Genomic DNA, 17,657 nt, shown 5'->3' with positions numbered 1-17,657 from the left:
GGCGTCAGAGCGCATCCGTGCGCACCCAGACGCTGACGCTGCCGCCGCCGACCGGGAAATCCGCCCGGCCCGCGTCGTCGGTCGTGATCTCGTCGGCGCGGTGTTCGAGGAAATCGCGGAACGTCGTGTGCGCCTGCCCGGCGCCCAGTTCCACGGGCTTGGCCGTCTCGGCGCCGTTCGTCAGCACGACGACGCAGCCCGGATGGTCTTCCGTGCCGTGGCGGACGAAGGCGATGCAATCCGGGTCGTCGAACAGGTCGGTTTGCGGGCCGTTGGCGAAACGCCGGCGCGCCTCGATCAGCTTCGGCAGGCAGGCGATGGCCGGCATGTCGATTGTGTGTTCGCCGCCGTCGCCGCCGGTATCGGTGTAGCTGGCTCCGTAAAGATCCGGGTAGAAGACGCAAGGGACGCCCTGTTCGCGCAGCAGGATGAGCGCATAGGCCAGCGACTTGAACCAGGGCTCCACCGGCGCTTCCAGCGATTGCAGCGGCTGCGTGTCGTGATTGTCCACCAGCGTCACGGCGTGGTCCGGCACGGCGGACACCAGAGAGCCGTCGAAGATCGTCCGCAGGTCGAAACCGGCGCCCTCGCGCGCCGCATCGTGGAACCGGTGGTGCAGGGCGACGTCGAAAAGCATGAGCTGCTGGTCGACCAGATCGAGATAGGTCTTCAGCGCATCCATGTCCGGATGCCAGTATTCGGCCACGACGAAAAGCTCGCGGCTGACCGTGTCGCGCATATGGCCGACCCAGTCGCGGAAGAACCAGGCGGGAATATGCTTGGCCGCATCCAGGCGAAAACCGTCAACGGGAACCTGCTCGGCCATCCAGCGGCCCCAGAATTTCAGCTCCTCGTAGACGGCCCGGTTGCGGAATTCGACATCGGCGCCCATGAGATAGTCGAAATTGCCGTTCTCCTCATCGACCTCGGTGTTCCATTCGCCGTCTCCATATTCGTTGACCAGGCGAAAGATGCCGTTCTCGTCGGGGTCCTCGATGTGATCGACGCCGCTGAAGCACTTCGCGTCCCAGACGAATTGCGAATGCTTGCCCTGCCGCCCTGGAAAATCGAACCGTGTATAGGCGAGCGCTTCGAACGTCTCGTCGTCGATCTCCGTCCGGTCGTCGGGATTGACGCGGCGCACCCGCACCCGTTCCTTCTCGTCGGCTCCCATCTTGTGATTGAAGACCACGTCGTGGATCACCCGCAGGCCGTTCGAGCGCAGGGTGGCGGCGGCATGTTCCAGCGCGGCTCGGTCGCCATATTTGGTGGCGACGCTGCCCTTCTGTTCGAACTCGCCGAGATCGAACAGATCGTAGGCATCGTATCCGACCGAGTAACCGCCGGAAGCGCCTTTGCCGGCGGGTGGCAGCCAGACGTCGGTGATGCCCATCGCGGCCAGACTTTCGGCCTTTTCCGCCACTTCCTGCCATAGTCGCCCGCCATCGGGATAGTACCAGTGGAAAAACTGAAGCAGCGTGCGGCCGGCCATATGTCACCCCTGTGGGAACGCGGATTGTCGAACTGCCGGAAGAAACGGGGCAGGCCAGAAAAGGTTGCAGCGCTGCATGTATGGTCGGACGATTGTTCGCGGCGGATGGCGACAGGGCCCGACCATGAAGCGTTTCCGGCAAAAGCGCGAAGCGCGGTCCTGCGTCCGGACATGCGTGAAAACAAGGAGGTGGAGCGGTTTGGCGATTCCGTGACTCTAGAAACTGCCACCCGTCCGGAAGCCGCCGCCGCCCTTGGAACCGGAGGAGCTTCCGCCGCCGCGCGAGCCGCCGCCGAACACGCCGCCGCCGGGGCGTGACGGCAGGCCGGCGCGGCTGCCACCCGGCCTGTAGCCGCTGCGCAGCGCATCGCGCAGTTCGCGCGAAGACAGTACGCCGCCGATGATGCCGCCCAGCACGTCGCCGATCAGCTTGTCGTTGGAAAATCCGCCGCCCTGCCGTTCGTAGCGGCGGAATTCGTCGCGGGAGCGATCCAGTTCGGCTTTCTTGCGGGCCAGTTCGACGATGGCGCTCCGCGCCTCGTCGGCGGCACGGACCTGCGTGGCCAGTTCGTCCTCGATCGACTGGAGCCGCCGCACGATGCGTTCGTCGTCCGGCGTCGGCGTGTCCAGCGCCTCGCGCAGAAGCGAACGCAGGTCCTCCCGCTGCATGGAAGCGGCAAGATCGCCGAGCACGCCGCCCATGCCCCAGGGGCCCGTCTCGCCTTCCAGCCCGCCATGCTCTTCTTCCAGCCTGCCGGTTTCGGTCTCCAGATCGGCAATGACCTGCCCGGCTTCCTTCAGCGCGGCTTCCGCGTCGCGATGGGCCGCCTCCAGAGCGACGATGCCGTCGGCTTCCAGCGCTTCGCGCTCGATGGCCGTCAGCTTCGCCTCCTCGGCGGCCGCCTCGGCCTTCAGGCGGTCGGCATGCTCGCGCAGGCGCTTCGGAATTTCCGTCAGCGTGAAATAATTCTGCCGGGCCGGCTCGTACTGGACGACACGCGCCACATAGTTATCGCCGAGCCGGGCGAGGGAGCTGCCCTTGTAGGCGGCGGTGCCGTAGCCGCGCTCCCAGAGATAGACGAACAGCGGGTCCGCCAGATAGGGCTTCGATTTCTCGTCGCGGTCGGTCTCGGCCTGCCGTGCCTTTTCCTCGGCGGCGTCGGCCTGCGCCTGTATGCCGGAAAGCCTTGCGGCCTGCGCCTGCCAGCCGAGATCGTCGGCCATGCGGCGTTCCGTGGCTTCGCGGCGCTCGGCGATCGCATCGGCCGCCTGCGTCAGGCGGCGCGTCTTTTCCTCCCGGACGGCCCGGGCGGCGGAGAGTTCGTCGGCAAGTCCCTGCCGGCGGGTCGCGATGGCGTCCAGTCTGGCCTGCCGGTCCTTGAGTGCGGCCAGCGCCCGGCGTTCGGCCTCGTCGAGCGGCCCGATCACCTGATCCTGCCGCAGCGCGTCGAGGCGAAGGCGGGCAAGCGAGCGGAAGAGATCGGCCTGCTCGGCCCGAAGGCGGGCGGTTTCCGCCTCCGCCGTCCGAACGATCCGGTCCAGACGCTCCTCGTCGTCCCGCAGGCCGCGGCCGGCACGTTCGACGGAGTTCAAGGCATCGAATACGCTGATCATCGTCGCCCTACCATTGCGTTATCGCGCCGCCGGAAACGGTCATGGAATAGACCGGAACGAGCGCCCCGCGCGGTTTGGTGGCCAGAACGGCGTTCTGGAGAATGCCGTCATCCACCTTGTCGCGCCGCACGGCCTCGTATGTCTGTTCCGGCACGCGGACGCCCCATCTGGAAACGGTTTCGGTCCGGCCGTTCTCCTCGTTGATGATTGGCATCGACAGAACGCGTCCCTCCGGCGTCACGGCCTCGACGATCAGGTAATAATTGCGCGCGCCGGTGTTGACGTCGGGAATGCGGTATACGCCGCTCTGCTCGCCCTGCCGGGAGACGATCCGCAGCTCGTAGGTCTGGACGAGCTGGCCGCGCAGCCGTTCGAGACCGGCGACGGCGGCGCGCGCCGCGCCCGCATCCGACCGCTCCAGCGCCGTGACGGCATCGGTTTGCAGTTCGGTCAGCCGCTCGCGCGCGTCCGGGGTGCGCGCTTCCGCCTGTACGGCCTTCGCGGCGGCGACGATCTGTGCGGGCAGGGTTTCAGCCAGCTCGATACGGGCGGCCTCCTCGGCCTGCCCGGCCCTGATGTCCTGCCAGACCGACCATCCGCCCCACAGCACGGCCACCAGCGCCAGCGCGCCGAAGGCCTTGCCGTAGGAGGCCCGCCGCACCCACAGGCCGGCGAGCGTCCGGGGAAGGCCCGGCGGCGTCGGCTCGTAGGTGAAACGGCTTTCCTTCAGCGCCTTGATGCCCTCGTCGAGGATGCGGTCGGAGACCTCGAGGCCCTGGCTTTCATAGATGCGGCGAAGCCGTTCCTTCAGCGTTTCGTCGCGGCCGTCCTGCGCCAGCTCCCGCACCGCCACGCTTTCCTGATGGCGCAACGTGTCGACCACGTCCATCGCGAGCATCAGCTCGTCCAGGGCGGGCGCGGGCGGCGTGGCGGCGGTGCTTTCGCTCATGGTCGCGAACCGGTCCTCAGCCCTCGATCACCAGTGCATTGCCCTCCTGGGCAAGGCGGGCGATCCGCTTCTTGCCGTCCTCGACGGCATTGCGGATTTCCTCGCTGTTCTTCGTGGAAAGCTCGCGCATTTCGGCGATGATCTCGACCGAGCGGGTCTGGAAGTTCACCACGCTGTCGACCAGCTTCTTCACGGCGTCGGCGCGCACGGTCGGGCCGTAGCCGGCCTTCAGCGCCTCTTCCTGCACCTTGCCGCCGATCTCGGCCAGCACTTCGAGCGATTTCGAAACGCCTTCCTTCATCTCGTTCAGCGTCCGGGTCGCCTCGTGCAGGCCGAACAGGCCGGTAAAGGAGGCCTTCAGCGCCGTCAGCACCGATTCATTGGTGGAGAAGAAGGAGACAGCCTGCTGATAGACGCGCTCCTTGGCGTTGGTGGTCTGCACGAGGCGGGCCATCACCACTTCCGAGGTGTTGTAGCTGATCGTCAGGTTGTCGGCGAGATCCTTGGCCACCTGATAGCGGCCTTCCTCGTTCTGCACCCGGCGCAGATGCTCGTCGCGCACCAGTTCGAGGCGCGCGCGCTCGGCAACCTCGCCCCCTTCCGGGAAGCTTGCCACGGCCTCGGCCGCGGCCGCCAGCCCGGCCTTGGCCGCTTCCAGTTTCGCTGCGGCGGCCTGCAGGATTTCCAGCGCCGCCACCTCGCCGTGCTTCAGGGCGCCGCGGAAGTCGCGATAGGCTTCCAGAATGGTCTGTTCGCGCTCGATATTGGCCTTGGTGTCCTTCGAGACGGCGAGATAGGTTTCCTTGATCTCGTCGAAACGCGCCGCGATGTCACCGCGCGCAATCTTCATCCAGACGTTGGTGGCGCGCTCGAACACGTCGATCTTGCCGTCCTCGACCTGATCGACCATGCGCTTGGCATCGTCGCGAATGGAATCGAAGGCCTTGGAAATCTGCTCGTAGCGCTGGCCGATCGACATTTCCGCGACCTGCTCGCGCACCACCTCGTTGAAGATGCTCATCTGCTGGAGCGTGCGGGTGATGACGGCGATCTTCTCCGGCTCGATGTCGGCGATCTTTTCCAGAAGCCCGACGATGGGCGCTTCCTCCGCCTTGTCCTTCACCAGTCCGAGATCGCGCAAGGTGCCCATCGCCTTGTCGAGATATTGCAGCGGGGATTTGACAACGACCTCATTCATCGGCGTTTCCTTTCGAAATGGCGGCCCTGGTATCGGCACGATACATGCAGGAGATACGGGTGTCGCGGGTCCGAATCAAGTCGAGGCCGTGCCGCCGGAAAAGAAAAAGGCGGTTTCCTGCCGGGAGCCGTTTTTTCTGCGGGAACGAGGGGGCCGCCAGACGGGTGCGGCCCGATGGTGCCCGGCGGTTGCCTGTCGCGAAACTGCGACACATGGGGAGCGTCAAATCCTCGCACATATTGCGATGCGTCAATTTTCACTCCATTCGTTGCGGCGCAAAAATGACGGGGATCAGCCGGTTTCCACTCAAGGTCGCTCACGGGTCTTAAGGCATGGATTACTTCATGTGTACACTTCACTGTCCGCAAGCGCCGGTCCCCCGGATCTAGGGGTTGCGGGACCGGCGCTTCCACAGAAAGAAGGAAAACGTCGTGACCAGACCCGAATTCATTCGCTCCATTCAGCCGAAATTCAAGCCGCGCTACGATAACTTCATCGGCGGTGCCTGGGTCGCGCCTGTCGAAGGCCGTTACTTCCAGAATATTTCGCCGGTGAACGGCCAGGTGCTTTGCGAAGTCGCCCGCTCCAGCGCGGCGGATGTCGAACTGGCTCTCGATGCGGCGCACAAGGCCAAGGATGCCTGGGGTACGACCAGCGCCGTCGAGCGCTCGCGCGTTCTGCTGGCCGTGGCCCAGCGTCTGGAGGACAATCTCCAGGCGATCGCCGAGGCCGAAACCTGGGACAACGGCAAGCCGCTGCGCGAGACGCTGAATGCGGATATTCCGCTCGCCATCGATCATTTCCGCTATTTCGCCGGCTGCATCCGCGCCCAGGAGGGCACGCTCTCCGAACTCGACCACGACACGGTCGCCTATCATTTCCACGAGCCGCTCGGCGTCGTCGGCCAGATCATTCCCTGGAACTTCCCGCTGCTGATGGCCGCATGGAAGATCGCGCCCGCGCTTGCCGCCGGCAATGCCATCGTCATGAAGCCGGCCGAGCAGACACCCGCTTCCATTCTCTTCGTTGTCGAACTGATCGCCGATCTTCTGCCGGCGGGCGTGCTGAACATCGTGAGCGGCACGGGTGTCGAGGTCGGCAGGCCGCTGGCGCAGAGCCCGCGCATCGCCAAGATCGCCTTCACCGGCTCCACGGCGGTCGGCAAGGAAATCATGCGCTATGCCGCCGACAACGTCACTAACATCACGCTGGAACTGGGCGGCAAGTCGCCGAACGTCTTCTTCTCGGACGTCATGGCCGAGGATGACGATTATCTCGAGAAGGCGCTGGAAGGCTTCGCCTTCTTCGCCCTGAACCAGGGCGAGATCTGCACATGCCCGAGCCGGGCGCTGGTGCAGGAGGACATTTTCGACACGTTCATGGAAAAGGCCGTCAAGCGGGTCCAGTCGATCCAGCGCGGCGACCCCTTCGATCTGTCGACCATGATCGGTGCGCAGGCCTCGCAGCAGCAGTTCGAGAAGATCCTCGGCTATATCGACATCGGCCGCGAAGAGGGCGCCAAGGTGCTGACGGGCGGCGGCAAGGGCCAGCTTCCCGGCGATCTGGGCGCCGGCTTCTACATCGAGCCGACGGTGTTCCAGGGCCACAACAAGATGCGCATCTTCCAGGAAGAGATTTTCGGGCCGGTGCTTGCCGTCACGACCTTCAAGACCTTCGAGGAAGCCATCGAGATCGCCAACGACACGGAGTTCGGCCTCGGCGCCGGCGTGTGGACCCGCAATGCCAACACGGCCTACCGCGCCGGACGGGGCATTCAGGCGGGCCGGGTCTGGACGAATTGCTATCATGCCTATCCGGCGCATGCGTCGTTCGGCGGCTACAAGCAGTCCGGTATCGGCCGCGAAACGCACAAGATGATACTCGACCACTACCAGCAGACCAAGAACCTTCTGGTCAGCTACGGCACGAAGCCGCTCGGCTTCTTCTGAGGCGAAAAGCCTGATATCTGTCGTGCAGGCCGGCGGGGAAGACCGCCGGCCTGCAACACGATCCCGTTTTCGAAAGATCCAGAAACGCCATGTCCAAGCATCGCGTGGTTGTCGTCGGTGCCGGCTTTGCCGGTCTCCAGCTCGTTCACGACCTCAAGGGCCAGCCCGTCGACGTGACCATCATCGACCGGCGCAATCATCACCTTTTCCAGCCGCTGCTCTATCAGGTCGCCACGACGCTGCTGGCGACCTCCGAGATCGCCTGGCCGATCCGCCGCCTGTTCCGCAACCGTCCCGAAGTCCGCACCCTGCTCGGCGAGGCCGTCGCCGTCGACCGCGAGCGGAAGAGCGTGGCGCTGAAGGACGGCCAGTCGATCCCCTACGATACGCTGGTGCTCGCCACCGGCGCGCGGCATGCCTATTTCGGCCATGACGAATGGGAAGGCGTCGCCCCCGGTCTCAAGACGCTGGAGGACGCGACGACCATCCGCCGGCGCATCCTGCTGGCCTTCGAGCGGGCGGAGCTGGAGGACGATCCCGAAACGCGCAAGGCGCTTCTGACCTTCGCCATCATCGGCGGCGGCCCGACCGGGGTGGAACTGGCCGGCATCATCGCGGAACTGGCGCACCGGACGCTGGTCAGCGAGTTCCGCGCCATCGATACCCGCGCCGCGCGGATCATGCTGATCGAGGCCGGCCCGCGCATTCTTCCGGTCTTCACGCAGGAATTGTCGGACTACGGCAGGCAGGCGCTGGAGAAGCTCGGCGTGGAGGTTCGCACCGGCACGCCGGTGACGGAATGCGGCCCCGAAGGCGTCAGGATCGGCGAGGAATTCGTCGCGGCCCGCACGCTGATCTGGGCGGCCGGCGTGCAGGCGTCGAAGGCCGCCGCGTGGCTCGGCGCCGATGCGGACCGGGCGGGCAGGGCCATCGTCGGCAGGGACCTGACGGTGCCGGGATCGCCGGAGATCTTCGTGATCGGCGATACGGCCGCGGTCGTGACGGAAGACGGAAAGCCGGTGCCCGGCGTCGCGCCTGCCGCCAAGCAGCAGGGTGCGTATGTGGCGAAGGTCGTCGCCAGCCGTCTGGCGGGGAAACCGGCGCCGACCGGCTTTTCCTACAGGCATCAGGGTAATCTGGCCACCATCGGCCGCAGCGCGGCGGTGGTCGATCTCGGCCGGATCAAGCTGAAAGGGGCGCTGGCCTGGTGGGTGTGGGGCCTTGCCCACATCTATTTCCTGATCGGCACGCGCAGCCGCCTCGCCGTGGCGATGAGCTGGCTGTGGATCTTCCTGAGCGGCCAGCACTCCGCGCGGCTGATCACCCAGAAGGAAACGCTGAAGGACGACAGCGCGCCCTGAAAACCCGTCAGCGCGGGAAGGAAACCATGTCGCCGTAAAGCTCTATCAGCTTTTCCTTCGCGGCCTGCGAATTGCGGTAGATGTCGATGAAGCGCGTCAGACGCGGATCGTCGCGCATTTCGGGGCGGGTGACGAACTGGAAAGCGTAGACGGGGTCGTTTTCGAAGATAAGCGCGGAGGACGCGTCGAGGCCGGCCAGCCTGGCGAAGGTCGGGTAGGTCGCGGCGGCGTCGACCTCCTCCAGCGCCCGGGCGATCTGCGGCCCGTCGAGCTGGATGATGTCGAGGGGTTTGACCCACGTCACCACGTCTTCGAGCGTGGCGCGATGGTCGGCGCCGGGCTTCAGTTCGACAAGGCCGGCCTTTTGCAGCAGAAGCAGTGACCGGGCCGTGTTCACCGCATCTCCCGAAAAGACGATGCGGGCGTTTTCCGGCAGTTCCTCCAGCGTCCTGTATTTTTTCGAATAGAGGCCGAAGGGCGTGCTGAAGGCCGGCGCCACGGCGACCAGATCGTAGCCGCGATTGTGGTTGGTGAATTCGAGGAAGGGGATGTGCTGGAAGAGGTTCGCGTCCACTTCCTTGTCGGCTACCGCCATATTGGGTGTGTTCCAGTCGTTGAACTCGATCAGCTCGACCTTCAGCCCCTGCGCCTCGGCTTCGCTGGCGGCGATTTCCGCCGCCTGGTTGGAAATGCTGGTGGCGAGCGCGATGCGCAGCGGCGCTTCGTCCGATTGCGCCGAAAGCGGGCCAGCGGCCATCGGAACCATCGCGGCGATGCCTGCGGCCAGAACGGCGCGGCGGCTCCAGGTCTGTATTGCACTCTGCGGCATGTTTCGTCCCTTTGGATATTCTTATGGGTGTGACGTGCGGGTGAGGGGAAGCGACCTCAAGACGGCCTCCCAGGATTCGCGCAGATTACCACAATCCCGCGGCCCGCCGGTTATATGGAATTGCCGTCTGTTTTGCGGGCATACGGCTTCGAGGATCATGCGGTCCCTTTCCGTTTCCGAGCGGCGGATATTTCACCCGCCGATCAGGACGGGATCGAAGGAAAGCGTGGTCCTCGCCATGCGCACGAAAACGAGGTCGCCGGCCTGCGACACGTCTTCCAGCGGCCCGTCGTCGCAATGAATGCAGCTTGCGTTGCTGAGAACGATCGCCAGGGGAAACCGGAGCGCCGCGAGATAGGCAAGCACGTGCGGAACGACCTGCCGGTCCACGCTCCGCGGCGCCTTGCGGGCGCCTGACGGTGGAACTTGCATCGCGACGGTTTCGCGGGGAAGAGCACGGGGCGTCGTTGCCGAGAGCGAGAGGCAGCCGAGCGCCCACAGGTCCGACGGGGATGTGAGATAGGTCGTGTGCCCGACGCCGCCGGCATGATCGAGAAACCGGATGGCTGGGGGCAGCCGCGCTTCACGGTCGGTATGGGCGATGACCGCCTCCGCCGTCCGGTCCTGATTGAAATGGACGTGCAGCCCGCGCCGTTGCTGGCCGGTTTTCGGGGAAAGGCGGGCGCTTTCGTAAACGCCGACCGTCGTCATGACGGCCGCCGTGCTGGAGGTGACGGCGACCACGCTTTCGAAGGACGGCAGATAGCCGGCGGCAAGCCCCGCGGGAACGGAGGGCGCCCGACGCCCGATGTCCAGCAGCCTTTCGATTTCGCTAGTAGACATCCCGCAGATACCGCTTCTCGCGCTTCAGGCCGGCGATGTATTCGGCGGCCTTCTCGGCGTCCATGCCGCCCTGTTCGGCGATGATGTCGCCGAGCGCGGCATCGACGTCGCGCGCCATGCGGCTGGCGTCGCCGCAGACGTAGAAGGAGGCGCCTTCCTCCAGCCAGGCGTAGAGCGCCTTGCCGTTTTCCTTCATGCGGGTCTGCACATAGATCTTCGCCTCCTGATCGCGGGAGAAGGCGAGGTCGAGGCGCGTCAGCAGCCCGTCGCGGCTCATCCGCGAAAGCTCGTCCTCGTAGATGAAGTCGTTTTCGCGGCGCTGGTCGCCGAAGAACAGCCAGTTGCGGCCCTTTGCGCCGCGCGCGCCGCGTTCCTGAAGGAAGGCCCGGAAGGGCGCGATGCCCGTGCCCGGCCCGACCATGATCATCGGCGCATCGTCATCGGCCGGCACGCGGAAGGCTTTATTCTGGGAAACGAAGATGCCGGCCTTGCCGCCCTCCGCCACGCGATCCGCCAGCCAGGTCGAGCAGACGCCGCCGCGTTCGCGGCCGCTGGCATTGTAGCGCACGCTCGCGACCGTCAGATGCACCCGGCCGGCCGCCGTCTTCGGGCTCGACGAGATGGAATAGGCCCGGTGCTGGAGCGGCTTCAGCAGGCCGACGAATTCCGCCACAGTGAACGCCCCTTGCGGCGCGAGCGCCAGAAGGTCGAGACTGTCCTTGCCCCACAGAAAGGCGTCGAGCGCTTCCTTGTCGCCGTTGCGCAGGACGTGGCTCAATTCCTCGTTGCCGGCGCGGCGCTCGACTTCCGCGATCAGGTCGCGGGAGGGTGTGGAGATTTCGAGCGCCGTGGTCAGAAGCGTGCCGAGCGCGGTGCCGCCGACGTCGGTTTCCGCTCCGGCGCCCAGCCTTTCGAGGAACAGGCCGACGAGCGCCGGATCGTTGACGGGCATGACGCCGAGCGCGTCGCCGGCCTCGTAGGCAAGGCCGCTGTCGCCGAGATCGAACTCGTAATGGCGGATTTCCTTGGCCGAGGACGGGCCGGAAAGGCGGCGGTTGACTGCAAGCATGGCGGAATAGGGGTTCTTGCGGCTCCATCCGCCGGTCACGGAGGTCGTCACGGGCGCGGGAACGGCGGCAGGCGGCACACCGTCGCCTTGCTTCTCGGCAGCCAGCGGCAGGGTTTCGCCGAGCCATGCGGCGGCGGCGTCCTCGTAGTCGATGTCGCAGTCGCGGCGGGTGGCGATGCGCGTCGCGCCGAGCTGTTCGAGACGCGTGTCGATCAGCTTGCCGGCCTGGCAGAAGCCGTCATAGCCGGTATCGCCGAGCGCCAGAACGGCGAAGCGCAGGCCTTCCAGCCGCGGCGCTGCTCCGGCGGAAAGGGCTTCCCAGAAAAGCTGGGCATTGTCCGGCATCTCGCCTTCGCCATAGGTGGAGGTGACGACGACGACATGGCGCATGGCGGCCAGCTGCTCCATGCTCACATCGTCGAGGCCGAGAACCTCCGGGGCGAGGCCGAGCCCGCGGGCCGAGGCCGCTGCGTCCATCGCCACGCGCTCGGCATTGCCGGTCTGCGTGCCGTAGAGAATGTGAAGCGGTTGCGCGGGCGCGGCCGAAGGGGCAGCCGCCGTTGCGGCTGTGCTTTCGCCGCCCATCGCGATGCGCGAGTGGAGACCGGCCAGAAAGCCGGCGAGCCAGGCCCGCTGGTCGGCGTTGAAGGGGGCGTCCTCCGGAATATAGGGGATCTTCATCGTCTGCGTCTCACTGTCTGGCGGGGGTGAGGCCGGAGAGGGCCTGTCGCGCGAAAAGTTCCTCGAAGCTCGGGATGCGGCCGATGCGCTCGACGTTCCGGGCGGTCTGCTGGATGATCCAGCCATAGGTGCCGGGACTGTCGATGGAGAGCGTGTTGCGGCCCGAAAGCGCCTGCCGGTAGTCGCCGAGCCGCTTGGCCGAAACCATCACCGCCAGCGCCTCGTCGTCGTAATCGGCGATCGCGTCGCGGGCATAGCGGGAAAGCCTCTGCATCAGGGCGAAATCCTCCGTCAGGACGAGGTTGCGCACCGCCTTTTCCACCGCCGGATCGGAGGGGCCGCGCGCGCCGGGCACGCGGCTCATGGCGAGCGACTGCGCCATGGACAGGACGGTGTAGTTGTTCAGCAGCGCGAACATGTCCTCGGTGTCGGTTTCGCCGTAGCCCGGAACGCTGCCGTTGAGGATGGCACGGCGGTCGCGATAGGCGAGCTTGAACTTGCGCACCTGATGCGCGGCGAGCGCGGTCGAAAGCTCCTCGACCAGATCCTTGCGGCTTTTGGCCTTCAGGATGGCGTCGCTGTCCTGATAGAGCAGCAGGGCGCGGGGCAGGCCGTAGACGAAATTCTGCCGCTCGCTCTCCCAGTTTTCGAGCAGCCATCGCGCCTTTTCCGACCCGGTCGCCTCGAGGTGCCACGAAAGCATCATGCGGATCGCGTCGGCATGGAAGGCGGCGTGCGGGTCGTCCTCGTCGGCGATGGAGCCGATGAGGATGGAATCGTGGCTCATCTTCTTCGGCAGGTCGCCATAGGGATCGTACTGGTAGGCGAAGCCGCCGCTCATGCCGTTGCCGAAGCCCTTGCCGAACGCTCCGAGGTTCAGCACCGCGCCGTTGGTCATGTATTCGCAGCAGAAATCGCCGACGCCTTCCACCACGGCGGTCGAACCGGAATTGCGCACCGCGAACCGGTCGCCCGCCTGTCCTTCCACGAACAGCCGCCCGCCGGTCGCGCCGAACAGGGCGAAATTGCCGATCAGCACATTGCCGCCGGCCTCGTCGGAGCCGCCGCCGGGCGACCGCACGGTGATCGTGCCGCCGCCGGCGCTCTTGCCGACGCCGTCGTTGCAGGTGCCGGTGTGGGTCAGCATCATGCCGTCGTTGCAGAAGGCGCCGAAGGATTGTCCCGCCGAGCCGGAGGTGGAAATCCGCACGCTGCCGGCATCGAGGAAGCGGCGGCCGCGATGGTCCTGCCGCACGGCGGGCAGGCGCCGAGTCTGCTCCGCGGTCAGTTCGTGGTTCAGCATGCGCTCGATATCGACGGCGAGCTGGCCGCCGACGCTCTTGTTGCAATTGTTCAGGTGGCGGTTCGCCCCGAGTTCGATGAAAGGCTGCCTGCCGTCGACGATGGCCGAACGCACCATGTCGATGAAGGCGTCATCGAGGCCGTAATCCTTTTCCATGTAGACGGGGTCGGCAACCTTCACCTCCTCGACGACCTGCAACATCGCCCGGAGGTCGAGTTGCCCGACGCTGGCAGGATGGTCGAGAAGGTGAAGGAGATCGCTGCGGCCCCGCGCCTCGCGGAGAGACCGGAGACCGAGCGATGCGAGGATTTCCCGTGTTTCATGGGCGATGTTGAGAAGATATTGCGCCAGTGCGCGCGGATCGCCGTCGAACACTTCCGCGTTCGTCGTGAGGCCCGCCGGGCACTTGACGTTGCAGTTCTTGGCCATCACGCATTTCAGCATCATCAGCGCCGTGGTGCCGAATTCGAAGCTGTCGCCGCCGAGAAGCGCCGACTTCACCACGTCGCTGGCCGTCTGGTGCGCGCCCGAGCAGCGCAGCAGCACCTTCTGCCGCAACCCGTTGGCGCACAGCGCCTGATGCACCTCGGCGATGCCGATCTCGGCGGCGCGGCCGGTATATTTCAGGCTGGTGACGGCCGCCGCCCCCGTGCCGCCGGTGTTGCCGGCGACGTTGATGACGTCCGCGCCGGCCTTGGCGACGCCGACCGCGATGGTGCCGATGCCTTCCGAGGAGACCAGCTTGACGACGACGCGCACCCTTGCGGCCTTGCAGTCGTGGATGAGCTGGGCCAGATCCTCGATGGAATAGGTGTCGTGGTGCGGCGGCGGCGAGACCAGTTCGACGCCCGGCGTGCCGCCGCGGGCGGCGGCGATCTCCACCGTCACCTTCTGCGCCGGAAGCTGGCCGCCTTCGCCGGGCTTCGCCCCCTGGCCGATCTTGATTTCCAGCTCCTCCAGCATCGGGTCGGCCAGATAGCCGGCCCAGATGCCGAAGCGGCCGGAGGCGAACTGCTTGATGCGCGAGGCGCGGATCGTGCCGTAGCGGGAGATGTGCTCGCCGCCTTCGCCGGAATTCGACATGCCGCCGACCATGTTGGTGCCGTGGGCGACGGCCTCGTGGGCGTTGGCGACCAGCGCGCCGTGGCTCATGGCGCCGGAAGCGAGCAGCGGCGTGATCTGGCTGGCCTTCTGCACCTCTTCCAGCGGGATGCCATCCGGCGCCGTGCGGACGAGCCGCAGATAGGCGAGTGCCTGGCCGGCCGCATGCACGAGCAGGGCACCGCCTTCCAGCCAGTGGCCGAGAATATCGCTGCCGAAACGCATGACGAGCGATTGGCCGAGCGCCCCGAGCCGGGCCAGATCGCCGCCGGGGGCGCCGGTGAGCGTCAGCCGGAACGTGTCGTCGGGCAGGGGCTCGCAGGTCAGCCCGCGCACCCTGAAGCCGTTGTTGCCCTTGCGGGAGAAGCGGCGCATCTCCTTGCGGAAATCCTCCGGCGAGGCGGCGTGCGTCACATCCGCCGGGAAGGCGAGCACGTCGCGCAGGGCGGCCGGGCGGCGGGCGCGCTCCTCCGTCATCATCCGCACGAAGGCGCGGTAGCCGGGGGTGATCGTGAAGCGGTCGATGGCTTCCGGCGTCAGGCGGTCGTAGCCGCTGTTGGCATAGGCGGCATCGTCGATGCCGAAGGCGTCGCCCAGCCGGTTGAGGGTGAGAAGGCGCAGGAACGGGTCCTCCTCGCCGTCCGGGGCGGTGAAGGCCACCTTCTCCTCGGTCATGTCGACAAAGCCGCGCACGGCGGTCGTGCCGAAGGAATGGCCGGCACCTTCCGCCCGTTCCTTGAACAGGCCGAGCAGGGGAATGTCGTTCTCGCCCTTCACCGTCAGCGCCCGGGCGTGCCAGTCGGCCACCGCCTGCGCGATGACCCTGAAGTTGACGCCGCCGACCGGCGTCCTGACGTTGGGGAAATAGCGCCGGAGGACCGGATCGTCCGTATCGAGGAAGTTGGGCTCGAAGAACTCGCCGCCGACATAGCTTTCCGCCGTGCACAGCCCGACCTTGCCCATCGTCTTCATCAGCGCCTTTTCCGCCGCCTTGGCGAAGCGCCTGAAGGCCTTGTCGGCATCGGCGCCGAACTTCTCCTCGGCGCGGAACTGCACGCCGAGCGGATAGACGGCCGAGGCGCCGAAGCCGAGGGCGGCGGCGACGTGGTGGGACGAGGTGATCTGCCCGCTTTCGACGACGAGCGAGGCCCGCAGGCGGGCGCCTTCCTCGATGAGCTTCTGGTTGATGGCGGAAACGACCAGGATCATGGGCAGCGCCGCCCGGTCGCGCGCCACATGCCGGTCGGTGACGACCGCGATGCCGCCTTCCTCGCGGGCGAAGGCGGCGACGGCCTCGCAAAGCCGGTCGATGGCCGCTTCCAGCGCCTGCGCGTTGGCGTCCGCGTCGTCGAAGACGGGCGTGTAGAGCATTTCGAACCGCCGCAGCGGCGTTTCCGTCTGCTCGCGCAGCTTCAGCATGTCGAGATGGGTCAGGACGGGCGAGGGGACGACGATCTGGCGGGCCGCCTTCGCACCGATATTGGGCTTGGCCCCGAGCGTGATGCGCAGCGTCATGCCGTCCGCCTCGCGGATGGAATCGAGCGGCGGGTTCGTCACCTGCGCGAAACGCTGCGAGAAATACTTGGCGACACCGCCTTCCTGATCGGACAGGGCGTTGATGGCGTTGCCGTAACCCATCGCGGAAATCTTCTCCGCGCCGGTCGCCAGCATCGGGTCCATCAGGAACTTGAAGCTTTCCTGGTTGAGCGAATAGGCGACGTAGCGCTGGTGGCGTTCCAGATCGCCGTTGTAGCGCAGCGGCGAGCCTTGCGCCTCCGCCGGAATGTCCGGCAGGTCGGCCAGCCTCACCCGGGCCTCTTCGAGAAGATCGCGGTAGGGGCGGCGGCCGGCGAGCATTTCCAGCGCCTCCACGGTGCCGTAGGCCCGCTTTTCCACATGGTCGTAAACCAGCATGCCGCCTGCCTCGATGCGGCCGCGGCGCAGGACGGTTTCCGGCGGGAAGGCGATCTGCCCGGCCTCGGACATGACGCAAAGATAGTCTTTCGTCTCGACGGTGCGCAGCGGCCTGAGGCCAAGCCGGTCGAGACGTGCGCCGACGAGATCGCCATTGCCGAAGATCAGCGCGGCAGGACCGTCGTTCTTCTCCTCGTAGAGCGAGAAATATTCGAGCATCGCCACGACGTCGGGCGACAGCGTATCGTCGTTCTCCCAGGCGGGCGGCATCATGGAGACGACCGCCGTCACCAGATCGAGGCCGTCTTCCTGCACGCGCGATTGCAGCGTCTGGTCGAGGCGGCAACTGTCCGACTGGCCCTTGGGACGGACGATGGAGGCGTTCTTCGCGGATGCGATGGCCGCCTCGGAAAGACGGTTCTTGCGGTCGGTGTTGAGTTCGCCGTTATGGGCCATCAGCCGGAAGGGCTGCGCCATTGAGGGATGCGGGTCGGTGTTGGTCGAGAACCGCGTGTGGAAATACATGGTGTGGATCGCATGATCCGGGTCCGTGAGGTCGCGGAAGTAGGGGATGACCTCGTGCGAGTTCAGCCGGCCCTTGAAGACCTGCGTCCGGGCGCTGAGCGATATCGGATAGAGGCCGGCCAGTTCGGGCCGCGTATAGGCCAGCGCCTCGATGGCGAGCAGGGCCTTGTGGATGCGGAAATCGAACTCCGCCTGGGTGGCGGTCTCGCCGTGACAGGCGAAAACCCACTGGCGGATCGGCAGCTGATAGCGTGCCGCCGCCGGCCGGATGGCCGCATCGTTCACCGGCACGTCCCGCTTCAGGAGAATGGAAAAGCCCTGTTCCGCCAGCGCCCGGGCGATGACGTGCTCCGCCTCGGCATGGAAGCCGGGATCGTTCGGCAGGAAGAAGTTGCCGACACCGAAGCGGCGGGCGCGCAGATCCTCCCGCCCCGTGAGCTTGCGGAAGAAGGACAGCGACAGGTCGACCGAGACGCCGGCCCCGTCGCCCACGCCCTCCGCCGACATGCCGCCGCGGTGCGGCACGGCGCATAGCGCCTCATGGCCCCTGCGAAGGACGTCGTGGGTCTGCACGCCGTCCTTTCGCGTGATGAAGCCGACGCCGCAGCTGCTCCGCTCGTCGGCGGGATCGTAGAGACCAAAAGGCTTGTCGTGAGCGCGCATGCAACCTCCCGAAAAAAGTCAGTAATGCTGCCCTATATTAACAAGATTAAAAAAGTCAAGTTTTATCCGCGCCAAAGGAGCCGTTCCGATGTCTCGGTCTGAGCGGAGATTTCATCCGGATGGGTGAAAAGATGATGCCGATCAGCTATTTGCGGGGTAGAGACGC

The 17,657-nt window shown here is 66.2% G+C and carries 10 protein-coding genes; 2 read left to right on the top strand and 8 right to left on the bottom strand.

Annotated features, from left to right (window positions below; all coding sequences use genetic code 11):
* Positions 1–4 precede the first annotated feature (4 nt).
* The 4 genes from amyA to NOF55_RS09190 all read right to left on the bottom strand — a co-directional run bounded on the left by amyA (position 5) and on the right by NOF55_RS09190 (position 5,253).
* Entirely contained in the window at positions 5–1,492 is a 1,488-nt protein-coding gene (amyA, locus tag NOF55_RS09205) for an alpha-amylase (RefSeq protein ID WP_306411074.1), read from the bottom strand.
* Positions 1,493–1,708: 216 nt separating this feature from the next.
* Entirely contained in the window at positions 1,709–3,106 is a 1,398-nt protein-coding gene (locus tag NOF55_RS09200; protein ID WP_306411073.1) for a coiled-coil domain-containing protein, read from the bottom strand.
* A gap of 7 nt (positions 3,107–3,113) precedes the next feature.
* On the bottom strand, positions 3,114–4,055 hold the full coding sequence (locus NOF55_RS09195) for a DUF6384 family protein (RefSeq protein ID WP_306411072.1): 942 nt from the start codon (positions 4,053–4,055) through the stop codon (positions 3,114–3,116).
* Between the two features lie 16 nt (positions 4,056–4,071).
* Positions 4,072–5,253 carry a cell surface protein gene (locus tag NOF55_RS09190; protein ID WP_306411071.1) on the bottom strand — a complete coding sequence of 394 codons (1,182 nt, stop codon included), beginning with the start codon at positions 5,251–5,253 and terminating at the stop codon, positions 4,072–4,074.
* A 431-nt stretch (positions 5,254–5,684) separates the two neighbouring features.
* Between NOF55_RS09190 and exaC the strand changes: the two genes are divergently transcribed.
* Positions 5,685–7,202 (top strand): acetaldehyde dehydrogenase ExaC, encoded by a 1,518-nt coding sequence (exaC, locus tag NOF55_RS09185; protein ID WP_306411070.1) that lies wholly within the window; start codon positions 5,685–5,687, stop codon positions 7,200–7,202.
* Between the two features lie 89 nt (positions 7,203–7,291).
* On the top strand, positions 7,292–8,563 hold the full coding sequence (locus NOF55_RS09180) for an NAD(P)/FAD-dependent oxidoreductase (RefSeq protein WP_306411069.1): 1,272 nt from the start codon (positions 7,292–7,294) through the stop codon (positions 8,561–8,563).
* A 7-nt stretch (positions 8,564–8,570) separates the two neighbouring features.
* Here NOF55_RS09180 and NOF55_RS09175 read toward each other — a convergent pair whose 3' ends face one another.
* The 4 genes from NOF55_RS09175 to NOF55_RS09160 all read right to left on the bottom strand — a co-directional run bounded on the left by NOF55_RS09175 (position 8,571) and on the right by NOF55_RS09160 (position 17,491).
* Complete coding sequence (locus NOF55_RS09175) at positions 8,571–9,392, bottom strand: MetQ/NlpA family ABC transporter substrate-binding protein (protein WP_306411068.1); 822 nt, start codon at positions 9,390–9,392, stop codon at positions 8,571–8,573.
* A 192-nt stretch (positions 9,393–9,584) separates the two neighbouring features.
* Positions 9,585–10,235, bottom strand: a complete 651-nt coding sequence (locus NOF55_RS09170) for a hypothetical protein (RefSeq protein WP_306411067.1) — start codon at positions 10,233–10,235, stop codon at positions 9,585–9,587.
* On the bottom strand, positions 10,225–11,985 hold the full coding sequence (locus NOF55_RS09165) for a sulfite reductase subunit alpha (RefSeq protein ID WP_306411066.1): 1,761 nt from the start codon (positions 11,983–11,985) through the stop codon (positions 10,225–10,227). The genes NOF55_RS09170 and NOF55_RS09165 overlap by 11 nt, the downstream gene beginning before the upstream one ends.
* A 10-nt stretch (positions 11,986–11,995) precedes the next feature.
* A complete protein-coding gene (locus NOF55_RS09160; RefSeq protein ID WP_306411065.1) occupies positions 11,996–17,491 on the bottom strand; it encodes a glutamate synthase-related protein in 5,496 nt (1,831 codons plus the stop codon).
* Between the last annotated feature and the right edge of the window lie 166 nt (positions 17,492–17,657).

This window comes from Ectorhizobium quercum (assembly GCF_026552795.1).
Lineage (GTDB): Bacteria > Pseudomonadota > Alphaproteobacteria > Rhizobiales > Rhizobiaceae > Ectorhizobium > Ectorhizobium quercum.
Note: the sequence above shows the minus strand (reverse complement) of the source record. Positions and strands in the feature narration are given on the sequence as shown.